12 protein-coding genes are annotated in these 19,934 nt (G+C 73.0%); 4 read left to right on the forward strand and 8 right to left on the reverse strand.

Annotation, left to right across the window (positions count from 1 at the left end):
* Positions 1-150 precede the first annotated feature (150 nt).
* Entirely contained in the window at positions 151-588 is a 438-nt protein-coding gene (locus tag ACFWBN_RS28895; protein WP_385181130.1) for an Rv3235 family protein, read from the reverse strand.
* Between the two features lie 331 nt (positions 589-919).
* Here ACFWBN_RS28895 and ACFWBN_RS28900 point away from each other — a divergent pair, with 331 nt between their 5' ends.
* The 3 genes from ACFWBN_RS28900 (at position 920) to ACFWBN_RS28910 (ending at position 7,439) form a co-directional block, all read left to right on the forward strand.
* Entirely contained in the window at positions 920-1,432 is a 513-nt protein-coding gene (locus ACFWBN_RS28900; RefSeq protein WP_385181011.1) for a DUF6912 family protein, read from the forward strand.
* Entirely contained in the window at positions 1,429-2,100 is a 672-nt protein-coding gene (locus tag ACFWBN_RS28905) for an HAD family hydrolase (RefSeq protein WP_385181013.1), read from the forward strand. The genes ACFWBN_RS28900 and ACFWBN_RS28905 overlap by 4 nt, the downstream gene beginning before the upstream one ends.
* Before the next feature lie 371 nt (positions 2,101-2,471).
* The gene (locus ACFWBN_RS28910) at positions 2,472-7,439 is read left to right on the forward strand and encodes an NAD-glutamate dehydrogenase (protein WP_385181016.1); all 4,968 of its coding nucleotides are present in this window, start codon (positions 2,472-2,474) and stop codon (positions 7,437-7,439) included.
* Between the two features lie 164 nt (positions 7,440-7,603).
* Here ACFWBN_RS28910 and ACFWBN_RS28915 read toward each other — a convergent pair whose 3' ends face one another.
* Positions 7,604-8,389, reverse strand: coding sequence for an ABC transporter ATP-binding protein (locus tag ACFWBN_RS28915; RefSeq protein ID WP_385181018.1), 786 nt, complete (start codon positions 8,387-8,389; stop codon positions 7,604-7,606).
* Positions 8,382-9,308 carry an ABC transporter permease gene (locus tag ACFWBN_RS28920; RefSeq protein ID WP_385181020.1) on the reverse strand — a complete coding sequence of 309 codons (927 nt, stop codon included), beginning with the start codon at positions 9,306-9,308 and terminating at the stop codon, positions 8,382-8,384. The genes ACFWBN_RS28915 and ACFWBN_RS28920 overlap by 8 nt, the downstream gene beginning before the upstream one ends.
* Positions 9,309-9,467: 159 nt before the next feature.
* On the opposite strand from ACFWBN_RS28920, the gene ACFWBN_RS28925 reads away from it, so the two are divergent.
* The gene (locus ACFWBN_RS28925) at positions 9,468-10,082 is read left to right on the forward strand and encodes a TetR/AcrR family transcriptional regulator (protein WP_385181023.1); all 615 of its coding nucleotides are present in this window, start codon (positions 9,468-9,470) and stop codon (positions 10,080-10,082) included.
* 281 nt (positions 10,083-10,363) lie between these two features.
* Here ACFWBN_RS28925 and ACFWBN_RS28930 read toward each other — a convergent pair whose 3' ends face one another.
* The 5 genes from ACFWBN_RS28930 to ACFWBN_RS28950 form a co-directional block, all read right to left on the reverse strand.
* Positions 10,364-12,625: a CDP-glycerol glycerophosphotransferase family protein gene (locus ACFWBN_RS28930; RefSeq protein ID WP_385181026.1), complete on the reverse strand. Its 2,262-nt coding sequence runs from the start codon at positions 12,623-12,625 to the stop codon at positions 10,364-10,366.
* Positions 12,626-12,732: 107 nt separating this feature from the next.
* Positions 12,733-13,650: a carbohydrate ABC transporter permease gene (locus ACFWBN_RS28935; RefSeq protein WP_385181029.1), complete on the reverse strand. Its 918-nt coding sequence runs from the start codon at positions 13,648-13,650 to the stop codon at positions 12,733-12,735.
* A complete protein-coding gene (locus ACFWBN_RS28940) occupies positions 13,647-14,993 on the reverse strand; it encodes a carbohydrate ABC transporter permease (protein ID WP_385181032.1) in 1,347 nt (448 codons plus the stop codon). Before ACFWBN_RS28940 ends, ACFWBN_RS28935 begins: the two co-directional genes overlap by 4 nt.
* 4 nt (positions 14,994-14,997) lie before the next feature.
* The gene (locus ACFWBN_RS28945; RefSeq protein WP_385181035.1) at positions 14,998-16,365 is read right to left on the reverse strand and encodes an ABC transporter substrate-binding protein; all 1,368 of its coding nucleotides are present in this window, start codon (positions 16,363-16,365) and stop codon (positions 14,998-15,000) included.
* A gap of 96 nt (positions 16,366-16,461) precedes the next feature.
* Complete coding sequence (locus ACFWBN_RS28950; protein WP_385181133.1) at positions 16,462-19,725, reverse strand: FHA domain-containing protein; 3,264 nt, start codon at positions 19,723-19,725, stop codon at positions 16,462-16,464.
* Positions 19,726-19,934: the final 209 nt, after the last annotated feature.

Here is a 19,934-nt window from a genome sequence, read left to right on the forward strand (position 1 = left end):
CAAGATCGGGGCTCCGCCCCCGGCCCCGCGCCTCAAACGCCGGCGGGGCTGGATTTTGCCCGCCTGGGTGCGGCTGCAAGATCGGGGCTCCGCCCCGGACCCCGCGCCTCAAACGCCGGCGAGGCTGGATTTTCGCCGGCGGGGCTGGAGTCATGGCCGCGGGCCCTGGATTTCTACCGCCGCGCAGCGCCAGCGGAGGTCTGGGCCCTGTTCCAGGCGGAAGGCCATGGCCGTCATGCGGTCGCCCGTGGCGATGCGGGCGAAGGCCTCGATGACGCCCGGGCCCGGGGTGAAGCGGCCGCACTGGCGGACGACCGGGCGCAGCCGGTCGCGGAGGGGGTCGGAAGGGGCCAGGGTGACCAGCTGCTGGTAGGCGGGGCCGATGGTGTGGCCCAGGAGCGAGTGGACCGGGCGGAGGCCGCTGACGACCGCCAGGAGGCGTTCGGCGAACCAGTGGTGCGGGCCGAGCCGCAGGGCCCGGGGCGGTCCCGCCGGGCGCCGGGAGTCCTGCCGGCCGGCGGGCCGGGTCCGGGCCGGTCCGCCGGCCGGCCTGCGGCGGCTGCCTTCGCCGCCGATCGTGCCGCGCATCGTGGTCTCCATGGTGGCCTCCCTCGCGATCTGCCCGTACCAAGCGGTAACTTGCTGGGAGATCTTCTACGGCCGTGCGAACACGCTCCGCAACCGGCTGTGCGCGTCGGTCCGGGCGGGGTCGCGGTTCACCTATCCGAGTGCCCGGCTGGTGTTCTGCGGCCTCGCTGAGGTCCGTACGCGGACGGGAGTGGACGGGTCCGCGGGCTCGCCGGGCACCCCGAAGGGGTACGTCGGCCGTCACCGAGCGGACCGCGGTAGTCGCCTCTGCCGGTGGGTGCCCGGCCGGTCGTATCCTGAGGGCGTTTCCGACTACCGAAAGCAGCCGGCCATGCGCGTGTACGTCCCCCTGACCCTCCCCGGGCTCGCCGAGGCGCACCAGGCGGGTGAGCTGGGCCCTGCCCCGCTCCGTGCGTACGCCGTCACGCCCGGGCTGCGGGAGTGGTACGTGTCCGACGACATCGAGGAGCTGGAGTACGCGGCCCTCGGCCGGGCCGCCGCCGCCTCCCTGCGGCTGATCGCCGCGGACGCGGGTGCGCCGCGCCGGCGTGTCGTCGTCGCGCTGGACGTCGACGACAAGGCCGCCACCGCCACCCCCGGGCTCGACGAGGCCACCCTCGGCCAGGTCGGCCTCGCCGAGACCGTACGGCTCGCCGTGGCCGCCGCCGTGCACGTGGACGCCGATGACGCCGAATCGGACGTCGCCGCGGCCGTTGCCGCCGTCGACGCCGCCGACGGCGGGGACGACGACGCGCAGTTCGTCGTCGACGGCGCCGAGGACCACGAGCTGCTCTGGTTCGGCGTGCAGGAGATCCCGGGGCTGATTCCGGGGCTGCTGAAATGACCTCCGTAGCCGCCACGCACATCGTCTGGGACTGGAACGGCACGCTGCTCCACGACATCGACGCCGTGATCACCGCGACCAACGCCTCCTTCGCCGAGCTCGGTTTCGCGCCGATCACCCTGGAGACGTACCGCGACCTGTACGTCGTACCGGTGCCGAAGTTCTACGAGCGGCTGATGGGGCGCCTGCCCACGGAAGCCGAGTGGGCCGTCATGGACGAGGCCTTCCACCGCCACTACTGGGCCGCCGCCGAGGACGCCGGGCTCGCCGAGGGCGCCCGGGAGCTGCTCCAGGACTGGCAGCGGGACGGGCTCACCCAGTCCCTGCTGTCCCTCGCGCCCCACGAGAAGCTCGTACCGCTCGTGCGGTCCCACGGCATCGACCGGCACTTCGTCCGCGTCGACGGGCGGATCGGGCCCTCGCACACCTCCAAGGCGGGGCACCTCGTACGTCATATGGCGGCCATGGAGGCCACCGGCGTGACGGCCGACCGTACGATCCTGGTGGGAGACGCGGTGGACGACGCCCTCGCGGCCGCTCACGTCGGGGCGCGGGCCGTGCTCTACACGGGTGGTTCGCACAGCCGCCGCAGTCTGGAATCGGCCGGGGTTCCCGTCGTGGACACGCTGGCAGACGCCGTACGCACCGCTCGCGAGCTGTCCGAATAGGTACTGGCACGCGCGGCCGACCGAGTCACTGCGCACATCGTCAAACTTGCGTACACACTTTTGTACAGAACCGGCCGGTGACGTGGTGGGGGTCTGGCGAGATAGCCTTGTACCCGTGATCAGCGCGATAGTCATCGGGGGCGCCGAAGCCCCCGGCATGCGCCCGGCGCACGACCGTGCCCGGGCCCTCGCCGATCTCCGCCACCGGGACCCGATGACGTCGTCGTCGATGTCTCAATCCCTCCCGGTCGGCTCTCTCGACGGCATAGCGTCGATATCGATTACGGACGGACACCCCGCCTCACCGCGGCGCTACGTCATTCCTTCCTTCACCTACGTCACGCAATGGCGCGCGACAGGAGCCAGAGGACATGCAGACCAAGCTGGACGAAGCAAAGGCCGAGCTGCTGACGCGGGCGGCCCGGGTAGCTGAGAACAGCCCGGCCGGGGGGCTACTTCCGACTGGGTCCGAGCAGGGGGAGCGTCCGGACCGGGACACCGTGCTCGCCTACCTCCAGCGCTACTACCTGCACACCGCCCCAGAGGACCTCTTGGACCGGGACCCGGTCGACGTGTTCGGGGCGGCGCTCTCGCACTACCGGCTCGCCGAGATGCGGCCGCAGGGCACCGCGAACGTACGCGTGCAGACCCCCACGGTCGAGGAGAACGGCTGGACCTCCAGCCACTCGGTCGTCGAGGTGGTGACGGACGACATGCCGTTCCTCGTGGACTCCGTGACCAACGAGCTGTCCCGCCAGGGCCGCGGCATCCACGTGGTGATCCACCCGCAGGTCGTCGTCCGCCGTGACATCACCGGCAAGCTGATCGAGATCCTCGGCCCGGACTGCGACGCCCACGGCCCCGCCACCGCGCGCCCCCACGACTCGCTCGTCGAGTCCTGGATCCACGTCGAGATCGACCGCGAGACCGACAAGGCCGACCTCAAGCAGATCACCGTCGACCTGCAGCGCGTCCTGTCCGACGTCCGCGAGTCCGTCGAGGACTGGGAGAAGATGCGCGAGGCCGCGCTGCGCATCGCAGAGGGCCTGCCCGACGAGCCCACCGCCCCGGACCTGCGCGAGTACGAGCTCGAAGAGGCCCGCGAGCTGCTGCGCTGGCTCGCCGACGACCACTTCACCTTCCTCGGCTACCGCGAGTACAACCTCGTCGACGGCGACTCCCTCGCCGCCGTCCCCGGCACCGGCCTCGGCATCCTGCGCTCCGACCCGCACCACAGCGGCAAGGACGACGGCCACCCGGTCTCGCCGTCCTTCAACCGGCTGCCCGCCGACGCCCGCGCCAAGGCGCGCGAGCACCGCCTGCTGGTGCTGACCAAGGCCAACAGCCGCTCCACCGTGCACCGTCCCTCGTACCTCGACTACGTGGGCGTCAAGAAGTTCGACGCCGACGGCAACGTCGTCGGCGAGCGCCGCTTCCTCGGCCTGTTCTCCTCCGCCGCGTACACCGAGTCGGTGCGCCGCGTCCCGGTCATCCGCCGCAAGGTCGTCGAGGTGCTGGACGACGCCGGCTTCGCGCCGAGCAGCCACGACGGCCGCGACCTGCTGCAGATCCTGGAGACCTACCCGCGCGACGAGCTGTTCCAGACCCCGGTCGACAAGCTCCGCGAGATCGTCACCTCCGTCCTGTACCTGCAGGAGCGCCGCCGGCTGCGGCTGTACCTGCGCCAGGACGAGTACGGGCGCTACTACTCGGCGCTCGTCTACCTGCCGCGCGACCGCTTCACCACCGGTGTCCGGCTGCGCCTGATGGACATCCTCCGCGAGGAGCTCGACGGCATCAGCGTCGACTTCACCGCCTGGAACACCGAGTCGATCCTCTCGCGCATCCACTTCGTCGTCCGCGTCCCGCAGGGCAAGGAACTGCCCGTCCTGACCGACGCCGACGTCGAGCGCATCGAGGGCCGCCTCGTCGACGCCGCCCGCTCCTGGGCCGACGGCTTCTCCGAGGCCCTGGTCGCCGAGCTCGGCGAGGAGCGCGCCGCCGAGCTGCTGCGCCGCTACGGCACCTCCTTCCCCGAGGGCTACAAGGCCGACCACTCGCCGCGTGCCGCCGTCGCCGACCTGTGCCACCTGGAGAAGCTCGCCGCCGGCGACCGCCCCTTCGCGCTCTCCCTGTACGAGCCGGTCGGCGCGGGCCCCGGCGAGCGCCGGTTCAAGATCTACCGCACCGGCGAGCAGGTCTCGCTCTCCGCGGTCCTGCCGGTGCTCCAGCGCCTGGGCGTCGAGGTCACCGACGAGCGCCCGTACGAGCTGCGCCGCTCCGACCGGGTCAGCGCCTGGATCTACGACTTCGGCCTGCGGATGCCGCTCTCGACGGGCAACGGGGACTCCTACCTCGGCGACGACGCCCGCGAGCGCTTCCAGGAGGCCTTCTCGGCCGTCTGGACCGGCGAGGCCGAGAACGACAACTTCAACACCCTGGTGCTGGGCGCCGGGCTCACCTGGCGGCAGGCCGTCGTCCTGCGCGCGTACGCCAAGTACCTGCGCCAGGCCGGCTCCACCTTCAGCCAGGACTACATGGAGGACACCCTCCGCAACAACGTCCACACCACCCGGCTGCTGGTCTCCCTCTTCGAGGCCCGGATGGCGCCCGTCCGGCAGACCGCCGGCAGCGAGCTCGTCGACGCCATGCTGGAGGAGCTGGACGGGGCCCTGGACCAGGTCGCCTCGCTCGACGAGGACCGCATCCTGCGCGCCTTCCTCACCCTCATCAAGGCCACCCTGCGCACGAACTTCTTCCAGCTCAACGACAAGGGCGAGCAGCACTCGTACGTGTCGATGAAGTTCGACCCGCAGGCCATCCCGGACCTGCCGGCGCCGCGCCCGGCCTTCGAGATCTGGGTGTACTCCCCGCGCGTCGAGGGCGTCCACCTGCGCTTCGGCAAGGTCGCCCGAGGCGGCCTGCGCTGGTCCGACCGCCGCGAGGACTTCCGTACGGAGATCCTCGGCCTGGTCAAGGCGCAGATGGTCAAGAACACCGTCATCGTGCCGGTCGGCGCCAAGGGCGGCTTCGTCGCCAAGAACCTGCCCGACCCGTCGGTGGACCGCGACGCCTGGCTCGCCGAGGGCATCGCCTCGTACAAGATCTTCATCTCGGCGCTGCTCGACATCACCGACAACATGGTCGCCGGCGAGGTCGTGCCGCCGAAGGGCGTGGTCCGCCACGACGAGGACGACACCTACCTCGTCGTCGCCGCCGACAAGGGCACCGCGACCTTCTCCGACATCGCCAACGGCGTGGCGGAGTCGTACGGCTTCTGGCTCGGCGACGCCTTCGCGTCGGGCGGCTCGGCCGGCTACGACCACAAGGGCATGGGCATCACCGCCCGCGGCGCGTGGGAGTCCGTCAAGCGGCACTTCCGCGAGCTCGGCCACGACACCCAGACCCAGGACTTCACCGTCGTCGGCGTCGGCGACATGTCCGGCGACGTCTTCGGCAACGGCATGCTGCTCTCCGAGCACATCCGCCTGGTCGCGGCCTTCGACCACCGGCACATCTTCATCGACCCGAACCCGGACGCGGCCACCTCGTACGCCGAGCGCCGCCGCCTGTTCGAGCTGCCGCGCTCCTCGTGGGCCGACTACGACACCTCGCTGATCTCGGCGGGCGGCGGCATCCACCCGCGCACCGCGAAGGCCGTCCCGGTCACCGCGGCGATGCGCGAGGCCCTCGGCATCGAGGCGGGCGTCACCAAGATGACCCCGGCCGACCTGATGCAGTCGATCCTCCAGGCCCCCGTGGACCTGGTGTGGAACGGCGGCATCGGTACGTACGTCAAGGCGACGACCGAGACCCACGCCGACGTCGGCGACAAGGCCAACGACGCCATCCGCGTCAACGGCTCCGACGTGCGCGCCAAGGTCATCGGCGAGGGCGGCAACCTGGGCCTGACCCAGCTCGGCCGCATCGAGTTCGCCCGCAGCGGCGCCGGCGGCGAGGGCGGCAAGGTCAACACCGACGCCATCGACAACAGCGCGGGCGTGGACACCTCCGACCACGAGGTGAACATCAAGATCCTGCTCAACGCGGTCGTCACCGACGGCGACATGACCGTCAAGCAGCGCAACAAGCTGCTCGCCGAGATGACCGACGAGGTCGGCCGTCTGGTGCTGCGCAACAACTACGCGCAGAACACGGCGCTCGCCAACGGCGCGGCGCAGGCCCCCAGCCTGCTCCACGCGCAGCAGCGCTTCATGCGCCGCCTGGAGCGCGAGGGACGGCTCAACCGGCAGCTGGAGTTCCTGCCCACCGACCGGCAGATCCGCGAGCTGCTGAACAACGGCAAGGGCCTGACCCAGCCGGAGCTGGCCGTCCTGTTCGCCTACACCAAGATCACGGTGGCGGACGAGCTCATCGCCACCGGGCTGCCGGACGACCCGTACCTGCGGCGCCTGCTGCACGCGTACTTCCCGGGCGCCCTGCGCGACAAGTTCCCCGAGCAGATCGACGGGCACGCGCTGCGCCGGGAGATCATCACGACGCTCCTGGTCAACGACACCGTCAACACCGGTGGTTCGACCTTCCTGCACCGCCTGCGCGAGGAGACCGGGGCCTCCCTGGAGGAGATCGTCCGGGCGCAGCTCGCGGCCCGCGAGATCTTCGGCCTGGCCGAGGTGTGGGACGCGGTCGAGGCCCTCGACAACAAGGTCGCGGCCAGTGTCCAGACCCGGGTGCGGCTGCACTCGCGCCGCCTGGTCGAGCGCGCCACCCGCTGGCTGCTCAACAACCGGCCGCAGCCGCTGGAGATCACCGAGACGATCGGCTTCTTCGCGGAACGGGTGGGCCAGGTCTGGTCCGAGGTGCCGAAGCTGGTGCGCGGCGCGGACCTGGAGTGGTACCAGTCGGTCATGGACGAGCTGGTCGCCGAGGGCGTCCCGGAGGAGCTGGCCGCCAAGGTGGCCGGGTTCTCCTCCGCCTTCCCGACGCTCGACGTCGTCGCGATCTCGGACCGGACGGGCGTGGAGCCGCTGGCCGTCGCCGAGGTGTACTACGACCTCGCCGACCGCCTGGACATCACCCAGCTGATGGACCGGATCATCGAACTGCCGCGGGCCGACCGCTGGCAGTCCATGGCCCGCGCGTCCATCCGCGAGGACCTGTTCGCGGCGCACGCGGCGCTGACGGCCGACGTGCTGTCGGTGGGCAACGGCGAGTCGACTCCCGAGGAGCGTTTCAAGGCGTGGGAGGAGAAGAACGCGGCGATCATCGGGCGGGCGCGGACGACTCTGGACGAGATCCGGGGGTCGGACGACTTCGACCTGGCGAACCTTTCGGTTGCGATGCGGACCATGCGGAGCCTGCTGCGGGCGCACAGCTGATCGCTGCCGCGGGCTGAACGCCGCTACGGGCCGGGCCCGGGACCTCGTAGGTCCCGGGCCCGGCCCGTCGGTGTCTTCGGGTGCGGCGCCGCTGCTGGGACTCCGCCCCAGACCCCGCGCCTCAAACTCCCCCAGCTACCGCTGGGAGGGGCCCCCAGGCGGGGCTATCCTCTGCTGAAGGCCTCGTAGGCGTCGCAGACTTCCGCGGACGGGCCGTCCATGCGGAGGACGCCTGATTCCAGCCAGATGGCGCGGTCGCAGGTTTCGCGGACCGTGTTGATGCCGTGGCTGACGAGGAAGACGGTTCCGGCGCGTTCGCGGAGTTCCTCGATGCGGGCCTGGCTGCGGCGCTGGAAGGCCGCGTCGCCGGTGGCCAGGGCTTCGTCGATCATCAGGACGTCGTGGTCCTTGGCCGCGGCGATGGAGAACCGCAGGCGGGCGCCCATGCCGGAGGAGTACGTACGCATCGGCAGGGAGATGAAGTCGCCCTTCTCGTTGATGCCGGAGAAGTCGACGATGTCCTGGTAGCGCTCCTTGATCTGCTCGCGGGTCATGCCCATCGCGAGGCCGCCGAGGACGACGTTGCGCTCGCCGGTCAGATCGTTCAACAGGGCGGCGTTCACGCCGAGGAGGGACGGCTGGCCGTACGAGTAGACCGCGCCGCGGGCCACCGGCTGGAGGCCGGCGATCGCTTTGAGCAGGGTGGACTTGCCCGAGCCGTTGGAGCCGATGAGGCCGATGGCCTCGCCCTTGTACGCGGTGAAGCTGACGCCCTTGACGGCGTGCACCTCGCGGATGCCGGGGGAGGGCTTGCGGGAGAAGATCCGGCTGAGGGCCGCGGTGGCGCTGCCCTTGCGGGTGCCGCCGCCGTGGACCTTGTAGACGACGTGGACCTCGTCCGCGATCACGGTGGGAGTCTTCGTTGCGGTTGCGGTTGCGGTGTCAGCCACGGCCGTACTCCTCCTCTGCCTTCCAGAAGTAGATGAAGCCGCCGACGCCGGCGAGCAGGGCCCAGCCGAGGGCGATCGGCCAGACGTGGTGCGGGAGCGAGTGCGCCTGGAAGCTGTCGATCAGGGAGAAGCGCATCAGGTCGATGTAGACGGCCGCCGGGTTGAGCTTGAGGGCCATCGACACCCAGTGCGGGAGCTGGTCCGTCGTGAGCATCTGGTCGATGGACCACATGACGCCCGAGGAGTACATCCAGGTCCGCAGGACGAACGGCATCAGCTGGCTGACGTCCGGGCTCTTGCTGCCGATGCGGGCCATGATCATGGCGCAGCCGGCGGCGAAGACGGCCATGAGGAGGAGGGTGGGGACGGCCAGCAGCCAGGACGGGTCGGGCGTCTGACCGAAGGCGAGCAGCAGGATGATCAGCGCGCCCATGGTGACGAGCAGCTGCTGGAAGAGCTGGACGACGGTGGAGATGGGCAGGCTCGCCCGCGGGAAGTGCAGGGCGCGGACCAGGCCGAGGTTGCTGTGGACGGAGCGGGTGCCCGCGTTGATGGAGCTGCCGATGAAGTCCCAGACGAAGACGCCGGTGATCAGGAACGGCAGGTAGTCGGGCACGCCGTGGCTGGCGTGCATGACGAGGCCGAAGATGAAGTAGTAGACCGCCGCGTTGAGCAGGGGGGTCACCAGGTGCCAGACCTGGCCGAGCTTCTCGGTGCTGTACTGCGCCTGCATGCGGGCGGTCGCGTAGGCGGTGACGAAGTGCCGGCGGCCCCAGAGCTGCGCCATGTAGCGCGGAAGCGTGGGGCGGGCGCCGCTGAGGGTCAGGCCGTGGGCGGCCGCCAGGGCCGCACGCTCCGCGGAGTTCGCGGGTGCGGAGGTGGGGGCGGTCGCGGGGGCGGTTGCGGTTGCGGTGGTCACGGGGTTCGCTTTCGCCGGGGTCAGGGCGTCGCTGGACGATGACGATTACGTCGGAACGGGTCCGTATCGTCGCTACGGCGAGATTAGGGCGCCGGACGTCGGAACGCAACCGTATCGTCGTGACGGGTGGGTGACGGCGTGCGCCGCTATGCTCGGTGCATGACCACGGACCCTGCCGCCACCCCCACCCGCCGTGCCCCCGCCGGGGCCGCCGTCCTGCGCGAGGACGTGACCGAGGCGATCCGGGAGGCGGTGGTCGAGGAACTGGCGGCCGTCGGCTTCTCGCGGATGTCCATCGAGGGGATCGCGCGGCGGGCGGGCGTCGGCAAGACGGCGGTCTACCGGCGGTGGAAGTCGAAGCTGCACCTGGTGCTGGACCTGGTGGGCGCGTTCGCGGCGGACGGGCTGCCGGTGCCGTCGACGGGGTCGCTGTACGGGGACGTACGGGCCCTGCTGGAGGTCATGTCGCACGTGCTGCGGCATCCGGTGGCCTCGGCGGTCATCCCCGACCTGCTGGTGGAGGCGGCGCGGAACCCGGAGATCGCGGAGGCGGTACGGGGGGCGCTGCTGGACGGGCAGCGGCGGATGGCGGAGGGGATCGTGTCGGAGGCCGTCGTGCGGGGGGAGCTGCGGGAGGGGACGGATCCGGAGCGGGCGCTGGATCTGGCGATCGGGCCGCTGTACTGGCGGCAGGTGGTGGTCCGGGACGCGGTTCCGGGCGGGTACCTCGACGAGCTGGCGCGGTCGGTGGTGGCGGGCCTCCGGGCCGCCTAGGCGTTGCCGCCGCCGGGCCGGTGCGGCTCAAGGATTCGGGGCTCCGCCCCGTGCCCCGCTCCTCAAACGCCGGAGGGGCTGGATTTTCCCCGGCCGGGGCTGGATGTGTCCGGCGATGTTGAAGGCGCGGAGCGCAGTTCAGCCCGCAGGGGCTCGCGCACACCTGACAGCTACCGCACGCCATGCGGACGGCGGAGGCCAAACCCAGCCCCGCCGGCGTTTGAGGCGCGGGGTCTGGGGCGGAGCCCCAGCAGCGGGCCCGCAGACGGGTCTGGTGCCGGTTACGGCCGGAGGGGACCGGAGGTCAGCGGGGTCAGCGTGGGGGACGGGGTCGAGGCCGCGGGGGTGGGGCGGCGGTCCGGCAGGGGGGTGATGGCCGGGAGCGGGGTCGGCTGGCCCAGGAAGACGCGGCGGACCACGCGCTCCGCCGCGTGGCCGTCGTCGTACGAGCAGAAGCGCGCGCGGAACGCGGCCCGCAGCTGCGCCGAGCGGGAGCCCTGCCAGTGGCCGGTGGCGAAGATGTCGATCAGCTCGTCCTCGGTCCGGGCGATCGCGCCCGGCGGGAAGCTGCGCAGGTCGAAGTAGGTGCCGCGGGCCGCCTCGTACGCCTCCCAGTCGTCCGCGTGGATCACGATCGGCCGGTCCAGCGCCGCGTAGTCGAACATCAGGGACGAGTAGTCGGTGACCAGCGCGTCCGAGGCCAGGCAGAGCTCCTCCACCGAGGGGTACGAGGAGACGTCCAGCACGCGGGGGTGCGGTTCGCGGCAGTGGTCGGTGTCCGCGTACGTCAGGTGGGTGCGGGTCAGGATCGTGAAGCGCGGGCCCAGGTCGCGCAGGACCCGCTCGAAGTCCAGGTGGTCCGGCCGGCTGCGCCGGTAGTCGCGGTGCGTGGGCGCGTACAGGATCGCCGTCGAGCCCACCGGGATGCCGAGCCGCTCGCGCAGTTCGAGGACGTCGGCCTGACTGGCCCGGTGGAAGGGGTCGTTGCGGGGGTAGCCGTATTCGAGGGTGGTGTACGAGGACGGGATGGCCTTCTCCCAGACCAGGGTGGAGTGCCGGTTCGCCGACAGCAGGTAGTCCCACTGGTCGGCGCCGCGCAGCAGGCCCGCGAAGTCCGTGGTCGGGGTGGCCGCGGGGCGGTCCTGGAGGTCGAGGCCGACCCGCTTGAGCGGGGTCCCGTGCTGGGTCTGGAGCAGGATCTGGCCGGGGCGCTTGACCAGCGCGCGGTCGAAGTTGACGTTCGTGACCAGGTAGGTGGCCCTGGCGAGGGCCGTCCAGTACGCCGCCGAGCCCGGCCGTAGCGCCGCCGTCTCCCGGGGGAGGGTCGAGGTGTGTGCCGGGTCGCAGATCCACGCCGTCCGCATCCGCGGCGCCAGCTCCCGCAGCTTCGCCTCGATCGCCGCCGGGTTGCAGGCGTAACCGCCGTGCCAGTACGCGGAGAAGACCGCCAGATCGGGGCGCAGCGGCAGGAGGCGCTGGATCCGGTAGTGCAGGCGCAGACCGGTTTCGCGCAGGCCCCGCCAGAGGGACGAGGCGCCGCCGCCCGCGGTCAGGGCGGCCGAGCGGAGCGCCGACAGCAGCCGGTACGTGCGCCGGACCCCCAGCCGCATCAGGCTGTGCCGCAGCCGGTCGGTGCGGGACAGGGAGAGGGGGAGCGCCCCGCCGCCCTGGGCCCGGTAGCGGCGCAGCAGGGCGGAGGCCCGGCTGAAGAACTCGGCGCGGGCGGCGCGCGGGAGGCGGCGCGGGTCGGCGTACAGGGCGCAGAAGTGCTCGGCCATCCGCCGGTGCAGGGCGGGGCGCCAGCGCTCCAGCTCGGGGCGGCTCGCGAGGTAGCCGAAGACCCGGTCGTACTGGTCGAAGATGTCCAGGTGGCGGCGGCTGGTGGTGGTCAGGATCGAGCCGGTCCGCCGCTGGCGGTAGTGCACGCAGACCCGGTCGAGGACGGCGACGGACTCCGCGGCCAGCAGGGCCGGGTAGGTCCAGGGGGTGTCCTCGTAGAAGCCGGGCGGGAATTCGAGGCCCTCGCGCTCCACGTACTCGCGGCGGTACGCCTTGTTCCACACCACCATCAGCATGCCGAGGAGGGAGGGGCGGTCGGCCAGGCGGAAGCTGGCCGGGCCCTCCTCGGAGAGGCGGTGGGAGAGGCGGTTGCGGACCAGCTCGCCCGTCCAGAAGGTGCGCGCGTAGTCGTAGACGAGGACGTCGGGGGAGCCGGTGGCCTTCAGCCGGTCGGTGATGGCCTGGAGGGCGCCGGGGGCCAGGGTGTCGTCGCCGTCGAGGAAGACCAGGTAGTCGCCGGTGGCCCGGGCCAGCCCCGCGTTGCGGGCCGGGCCCAGGCCGAGGTTGTGCGCCAGGTGCACGGCGGTGACCCGCGGGTCCCGCGCCGCGTACTCGTCGATGATCGAGCCGCAGGCGTCAGGGGAGGCGTCGTCGACCGCGATCAGTTCCAGATCCGGGTACGACTGCGTCAGGACCGAGTCCAGACTCTCCTGGAGGTACGCCTGGACCTTGTACGCGGGCACGATGACGCTGAACCGGGGCACGGCACATCCAGGGGTCGGCGGGCATATTGCCCAGGAACCCCCGGCGTGGTGTTCGGGTTACGCAGCGTGTGGCATTCGGGTTACTCAGCGTCAACACCGCATGTCGGTCACTTGATCGCGCCCGCCATCACCCCCGAGACGAACTGCCGCTGGAAGGCGAAGAAGACGACGAGCGGGACCACCATCGACAGGAAGGCGCCGGGCGCCAGCACGTCGATGTTGTTCCCGAACTGCCGTACCTGCTGCTGGAGCGCGACCGTGACGGGCGGGTGCGCCGAGTCCGCGAAGACGAGCGCGACCAGCATGTCGTTCCAGACCCAGAGGAACTGGAAGATGCCGAGCGAGGCGATCGCCGGGCCGCCCAGCGGGAGCACCACCCGGGCGAACAGCCGGAGTTCGCCCGCGCCGTCGAGGCGGGCCGCCTCCAGCAGCTCGCGCGGGATTTCGGCGAAGAAGTTCCGCAGCAGGAACACGGCGAAGGGCAGTCCGAAGGCGGTGTGGAACAGGACCACGCCCGCGGTGGTCTCGAACAGCCCGATGGAGCCGAAGAGTTCGGAGACCGGGATCAGCGCCACCTGAACGGGCACGACGAGCAGCCCGACGACCACGAGGAACAGCCAGTCCCGGCCGGGGAACTCCAGCCAGGCGAAGGCGTATCCGGCGAAGGCGCCGAGCACGAGGACGAGGAGGGTCGCCGGGACGGCGATCGCGACCGTGTTCAGCAGGGAGCCGGTGATCGTGTCGTTGGCCAGCAGCCGGGAGTAGTTGTCGGCCGTCAGCCGGGAGGGCGCGGTGAGGACCTGCCACCAGCCGCCCTTGTTGAGGTCGGTGGGGGAGAGGAAGGAGGAGATGAGCAGGCCGAGCGTCGGCAGCAGCCAGAAGAGCGCGGCGGCGACCAGGAAGAGGCGCAGCGCACCGGCGGAGACCCGCGAGACCAGGCCGCCCGTTTTCGTGGCGCCCGCGGCGGGCTCGGCCGTCGGGGGGCGGACCCCCGTTCGGTCCGGGGTGCGGTTGGGGCCCGTCATCGGGAGCGCTCCCTTCGCAGTCGGCGGATGTTCACCAGCATCACCGGGATCACCAGCACCAGCAGCAGGACGGCGATGGCGCTGCCCAGACCCGGGTCGGCGTCCGTGCCGAAGGAGGTCCGGTACAGCTGGAGGGCCAGTACGTTCGCGTCGTCCTGCACCGCGCCCGGCGCGATCACGAAGACCAGGTCGAAGATCTTCATCACGTTGATGACGAGCGTGACGAGGACGACCACCAGGACGGGCGCCAGCACCGGCACGGTGATCCGGCGGAACACCTGCCACTCGTTCGCCCCGTCCACGCGCGCCGCCTCCAGCAGCTCCCGCGGTACGGCGGCCAGCCCGGCCCCGATCAGCACCATCGCGAAACCGGCCCACATCCATACGTACGCCCCGATGACCGCCGGGGTGACGAGCGTCGGGCCGAGCCACTGCACCCCCGAGTACGCCTCCCGGAAGTTCGACGCGGGCAGCCGCAGCCGCGCCCCGTCGGCCTTCGCGGACAGCGTGAAGGTGCCGTCGGCGCGGGCCTTCGTGGAATCCACCACCTTCCCGTCCCTGACCGCCTCGATCCGCATCCCGGAGAAGCCCGACTCCGTCGGGTCGACCACGTTCGTCCCGCCGCCCCCGCCCCGGGTGAAGTCCTGCCAGACCGTGCCGGCGACCTTCCCCGGCTCCGGGGCGGAGTTCGCGGCCGTGCGGGTCCCCTCCGGCAGCGCCTCAGGGGCCACGCCGACCAGCGGGAGCAGCACCGGGGTGCCCGCCCGGACCGGATCGCGGGTCACGAAGGCGCCCCCGCCCGCGTCCTCCAGCGGGGAGTCCCGGCCCGGGCGGGCCTTGGGGAAGGCCGAGGACTCCGCGAAGGTGTCGTGCACCCCGACCCAGACCGCGTTGGCGACGCCCCGGTCGGGGTCGTGGTCGTAGACGAGGCGGAAGATGATGCCCGCCGCCAGCATCGAGATCGCCATCGGCATGAAGACGAGGAGCTTGAACGCCGTTCCCCAGCGGACCCGTTCGGTGAGCACCGCGAAGATCAGGCCGAGGGCGGTGGCCGTGGTGGGCGCCAGGACCACCCATATCGCGGTGTTCTTCAGGGCGGTGCGGATGGTGTCGTCGTGCATGATCTCCCGGTAGTTGCCGGCGCCCACGAAGGCGTCGCCGGACCGGTCGAAGAAGCTGCGGTAGACCGAGTAGCCGATCGGGTGCACGACGAGCGCGCCGAGCAGCACCAGCGCCGGCAGCAGGAACGCCGCCGCGATCAGGCGGCGCCGCCGGGCCTCCGCGGAGCGTGCGGTCTTCCCCCCGGCCGGTGTGGCGGCCGAGGGGGTGGCCGTGGCCGTCACGGGGCTAGTTCCCGTAGGCCTTGGCCGCGTCCGCCTCCAGTTTCGCCTGGGCGCCCGCCACGTCCGCCGGGTTCGCCAGGAAGTCCTGGAGCGCCTTCCACTCACCCGCGCCCGGGGTGCCGCCGAAGGCCGCCGGAGCCTGGTCCGACATGTCGAAGCGGAAGTCGTCGCCCGCCGCGATCAGCGCCTTGGCGATGTCCCGCTGGATGTCGTTCGGGTACGCGCCCGGGTCGACCGCCTTGTTCGGGGAGACGAAACCGCCCTCGCGGGCCTGGATCTCGGCCGCGTCCGGCGACGCCAGGAAGGTCAGCAGGGCCTGTGCGCCCTTCGACGGCTTCAGCGCGACCGCCACGTCACCGCCCGAGACCACCGGCGCCTTGGCACCGACCGCGGGGAAGGGGAAGACGAGGGCGTCCTTGCCGACCTTCGCCTCCGTCTGCGCGATGTTCACCGCCACGAAGTCGCCCTCGTAGACCATCGCGGCCGCCGGCCGGTCCCCGCCGGTGAAGGTCTGGGTCACCGACTTCGGGAACTCGGTGGACAGGGCCCCGCTCGGCCCGCCCGCCAGGAAGTCCTTGCGCCCGAACAGCTCGCCCAGCGTGGTCAGCGCCTGCTTGACGCTGTCGTCCGTCCACTTGATCTGGTGCTTGGCCAGCTGGTCGTACTTCTCCGGGCCGGCCTGGGAGAGGTAGACGTTCTCGAACCAGTCGGTGAGCGTCCAGCCGTCCGCGCCCGCCACCGAGACGGCCGGCGTGCCGGAGGCCGAGAGGGTGTCGGCCGCCGTGATCAGCTCCTTCCAGGTGGCCGGGGGCTTGACCCCCGCCGCCTCGAAGGCCTTCGCGTTGTACCAGATCAGCGACTTGTTGGCGGCCTTGTAGTACACGCCGTACTGGGTGCCGTCGACCGCGCCCAGCTTCTTCCAGCCCGCCGAGTAGTTCTTGTCCAGCTGGGCCTGGGCCTCCGGGCCCACCGGCTGCGCCCACTTGTTCTGCACCGCCGAGACCAGCGCCCCGACCTGCGGGAGCAGCGCCACGTCCGGCGGCGCCCCGCCCGCGATCTTCGAGCCGAGGAAGGTGACGATCGGGTCCTGGGCCGGTACGAAGGTGACGGAGGCGCCCGTGCGCTTCTCGAACTCCTTGAGGACCTTGGTGAAGTTCGCCTGCTCGGGGCCCGTCCAGACGGCCGCGACCTCCAGCTTCTCGCCGGTCAGCTGCGGTAACACCAGCTTCGGGGCCGCGGGGGCCGAGACGGTGCCGCCCTGCGTCGGCTCCTTCTTCTCGCCGTCCCCGCCGCACGCGGTCAGGACGAGAGTGCCCGCTGCCGCGAGCGCCGCCCAGCTGAGTGTCGTACGGCTCGTTCCGTGCCTGCGCATGGCTCTGCCCCCGATGCCCGTGGTGTGTCCCGGACCACAAGGTCTACGCCGACCCGCGCGCCCCCGCAATACCGCCTCGCGGGGGCGCGGACGAGGTCACGGCGCGGGCGGGAACAGCACGGGTATCGCCGAGACCAGGTGCGAGGCCCGGTCCAGGGCGCTGGCCAGCAGCGCGAGGTCGGTCGGCCCGTTGCCCAGCTCACGCACCGGGCGGCGGGCCGGCGGATCGCCCATCCGCTCCCACTCCACCGGGACCACAGTCGGCCTCAGGGTCGCCGTCCGCGGGATCCGGCCGGTGACCCGGCCGGCCTGGAACGGCACCGTCCGCCCGTCCGCGTACCGGAGCAGGCCGCGGCCCGGGCCCGGCTGGTCGGGGGCGTCGAGCTCCACGCGCAGCGTCGTCAGCCGGGCCAGCCCGGTGTCGGCCGTCCGGTCCGGGCGGGCGCTCGTGGCCACCAGGTGCACGCCGAGCCGGGCGCCCTCGTGGGCCACCGCCTCCAGGACCCGGACCACCGAGCCGGCGGCGGGCCGGCCCGTACTGCCGAGCCCGGGGGCGACCAGCGCGTCGAAGTCGTCGACCAGCACCACCAGCCGGGGCAGCGGACTCGCCCCGGCCGGATCGGTCCGGGCGACGGACGAGCGCAGCCGCAGCGTGCCGGAGCGCTGGGGGTCGAGGTCGCCGAGGAGTTCGCCGGGTGAGGGCTGGCGGGGCGAGACCATCCGGTCGGACAGCTCGCGCCCGGCGTGCCAGTCGGAGAACGACACACCGGCGAGCAGTTCGTGGCGGCGCTTGAGCTCCGCGCCCAGCGCCTGGGCGAACTCCCGCATGCGCAGCGGATCGGAGGCCACCAGGTGGGCGGAGACGTGCGGGAGCTCGGTGCAGGGCAGCAGCCCGTCGCCGCGCTCGCCGCCGGCCCCGTCGAGGAGGACCAGCCCGAGCCGGTCGGGCCGGGCGGCCGCGGACAGCGACGCGGCGACCGAGCGCAGCAGCTCGGTGCGGCCGCTGCCGGCGGGGCCCTCGATGAGCAGGTGCGGGCCGTCGTGGACCAGTTCGGCGCCGACCGCGCCGCGCCGCCCGCTGCCGAGCACGATCTCGGCCAGGCCGCCCACGCCCTGCCCGTGGTCGGTGGCGGCCGCCCAACGGGCCATCAGGGAGGCCGGGGTGGCCCTGGCCAGCCCGAGCTCGTCCAGCAGCCGGGCGGTGGAGGGCAGGGTGGCGGCGGCCGGCCGGTAGGGCTCGGCGGGGCCGCCGTCGGCGCGCAGGGGCGCCAGCGCCCGGGCGAACCGCTCGGCCCAGGCCGCGGAGACGGCGTCGGCGGTGGCGGTGTCGCCGACCGGGGCGGGTCCGCCGCCGCCGACCGCGAAAGTCCGTACGGCCGTGGCCACGTCCCCGCTCAGCAGGGCGACGGAGGCGCAGTCCCGGAAGGCGGGGGCGCTCGTGCAGGCGGCCTCGTACGTCTCGGCCACGGGGGAGGCGGGCGTGGCGGGCGGGGCCTCGGCGAGCGCCAGCACGTGGATCCCGGCGGCCGGGCCGTGGGAGGCGAGCCGCCCGGTGATGTCGCGCAGCGCGCCGGCGCCGGGGTCGCCGTCGAGGACGACGAGGGTGTACGGGCCTTCGTAGGCGTCGGCGGCCTGCCGCACCCGCTCGGGATCGGCGGCGGCCCAGTTCGAACCGAGCGGGCTGTCGTCGAGGCGCCGGGTCAGCTCACCCGTACGGGCGACGGCCTGGTCGCGGTCGTACGCGAGCAGCAGCCGGCAGTCCTGGCCGTGCGCGGGGCGTACGTGGGGCAGCCAGCCGAGCCAGGCCCAGTCGCGGCGACGCTCGGCGAGGCCCCGGGCCCGGTCGGTGGAGACGAGCACGATCTCCAGCTGCCCCGGGGCGTGCAGCCCGGCCAGTTGGGCGACCGCCCAGCGGGCCACCCCGGCGAGGCGGGCCCGCGGCCCGGCGATGCCGAGGGCGCCGACGGCGCGCAGCGAGACCCGGCTCCCGGCGCCGAGCCCGACCTCCAGCACGGCGGGGTGCCCGGGGGTACGGGACCACAGCCGCCCGGTGGGCCCCAGCGCGGCCAGCAGCAGCGCGGCGGGATCGTCGGGATCGGGCGCGGCCGCGACGGCGACGACGGGCTCGGCCACCACCTCCGCGACCTCCTCCCCGCGCACCCACTTGCGGGCCCAGGCCCCCAGCCCCTTCCGCCGCCCAACGGCCGCAGCCCCGGCCCCGCCGTCCCGGTCGGCGCCGGCCCCGGGAACCCGTCCCGCACCGGGGCCTGCGGCCCCGGCCGTGCCGTAGGGGTCCGGCGCGGCGGCGCCGGGTGCGCCCCCGCGCGGTGCATCGGCTCCGCCAGGGTGCGCGGGGCGCGGCCCGGCCGCGTCCGCGCCGTGCCACCCGGCGCCGGAGGCGCCCTGTGCCGGGTCGGACCCGGCGTCCCATCCCGCGCCGGAGGCCGGGCGGTCGTCCTGTCCCGCGGCGGGCCACTCCGCGCCGGAGGCGCCGGGGTGTGCGGGGCGGAGCCCCGCGTGGTCGGGGTCGGGGGCGGAGCCCCCCACGCGGCGGAGCCGCATTTCCGTACCGCGGGAAGGGGCGGGGTGGGGGAAAGCAGCCTGCCGTTCAGCGGAGCCGCCCCCGCCGCCCGCCGTCGAGCCGGAGCCCGCGCCGTGCGGACCCGCGCCGGGGGCAGGGCCGGAGCCCCCGTCGGAGGCGGAAGGGTGGTCGCGGAGGGAGAGGTGGCCCTCCAGGTCAGAGGTGACCGCCAGCGCAGCGGCCCCTGTCCCCGCCGGCGCCAGCCGAAGCGTGGACTCGCCCACCCGCAGCAGCGCCCCCGGCGGCAGGGCGACCGGCTGGGGGCCCACCGGGGCGCCGTCCAGCGTGGTGCCGTTCGTCGAGTCCAGGTCGGCCACCGCCACCCGGCCGTCCCCCAGCACCGTCACCGCGCAGTGCAGCCGTGACACGTCGGGGTCGTCCAGCGGGACATCGGCGTCGGCGGACCGGCCGACCCGGATCTGCCCGCTGTGCAGCAGGTGCACCCCGCCCGCGTCGGGTCCGGAGACCACGTGCAGCTGGGGCGCGCCGAGGCTCTCCTCCGGCAGGACCTCCGGCACCGGCCCGTGCAGCGCCAGCACCGCCCCGTCCACGAGCGGCGGCTCGCCCAGCAGCCGCCGCTGGAGGTCGAGCCGCTCGGCGCCGGCGTAGAGCACGACCGTGCCCCCCGTATCGGGCCCGCCGACGGTCGCCGCGAGCCCGGAGGCCACCGCGGCCAGCGCGGTCCCGGCGGGAGCGGTGACGAGTACGTCACAGCTCACGGGTGCGGTCGCGGTCTGGTGGCCGCTGCGCGACCCAAGGACGGTCAGCCGGATCTGCATCGCCGTCAGCGGTCCCTTCTGCGCGGTGCGCGGTGTATGCGCCCGGCAGGGGGAAGTCCCGGACATGGCTGCCCGCTCACACCCCCCACCCGGCACGGACGCGTCGTCCGGTCAGGTCTGCCGGAAGGCGGGGCTCCCGTCCCGTGCCGTTCCGTACGGGTGCATCCTCGCACCTGTCGCCGACAACACGCCCGGCACCCGCCGACAAG

The sequence above is a fragment of the Streptomyces sp. NPDC059989 genome (genome assembly GCF_042736975.1).
Taxonomy (GTDB): Bacteria; Actinomycetota; Actinomycetes; order Streptomycetales; family Streptomycetaceae; genus Streptomyces.

What these genes read in the sequence shown, in the direction of transcription:
- ACFWBN_RS28895 (WP_385181130.1), bottom strand. Translation starts at nt 588, where the DNA reads ATGCGCGGCACGATCGGCGGCGAAGGCAGCCGCCGCAGGCCGGCCGGC.
- ACFWBN_RS28950 (WP_385181133.1), bottom strand. Translation starts at nt 19,725, where the DNA reads ATGCAGATCCGGCTGACCGTCCTTGGGTCGCGCAGCGGCCACCAGACC.
- ACFWBN_RS28910 (WP_385181016.1), top strand. Translation starts at nt 2,472, where the DNA reads ATGCAGACCAAGCTGGACGAAGCAAAGGCCGAGCTGCTGACGCGGGCG.
- ACFWBN_RS28925 (WP_385181023.1), top strand. Translation starts at nt 9,468, where the DNA reads ATGACCACGGACCCTGCCGCCACCCCCACCCGCCGTGCCCCCGCCGGG.
- ACFWBN_RS28905 (WP_385181013.1), top strand. Translation starts at nt 1,429, where the DNA reads ATGACCTCCGTAGCCGCCACGCACATCGTCTGGGACTGGAACGGCACG.
- ACFWBN_RS28935 (WP_385181029.1), bottom strand. Translation starts at nt 13,650, where the DNA reads ATGACGGGCCCCAACCGCACCCCGGACCGAACGGGGGTCCGCCCCCCG.
- ACFWBN_RS28900 (WP_385181011.1), top strand. Translation starts at nt 920, where the DNA reads ATGCGCGTGTACGTCCCCCTGACCCTCCCCGGGCTCGCCGAGGCGCAC.
- ACFWBN_RS28945 (WP_385181035.1), bottom strand. Translation starts at nt 16,365, where the DNA reads ATGCGCAGGCACGGAACGAGCCGTACGACACTCAGCTGGGCGGCGCTC.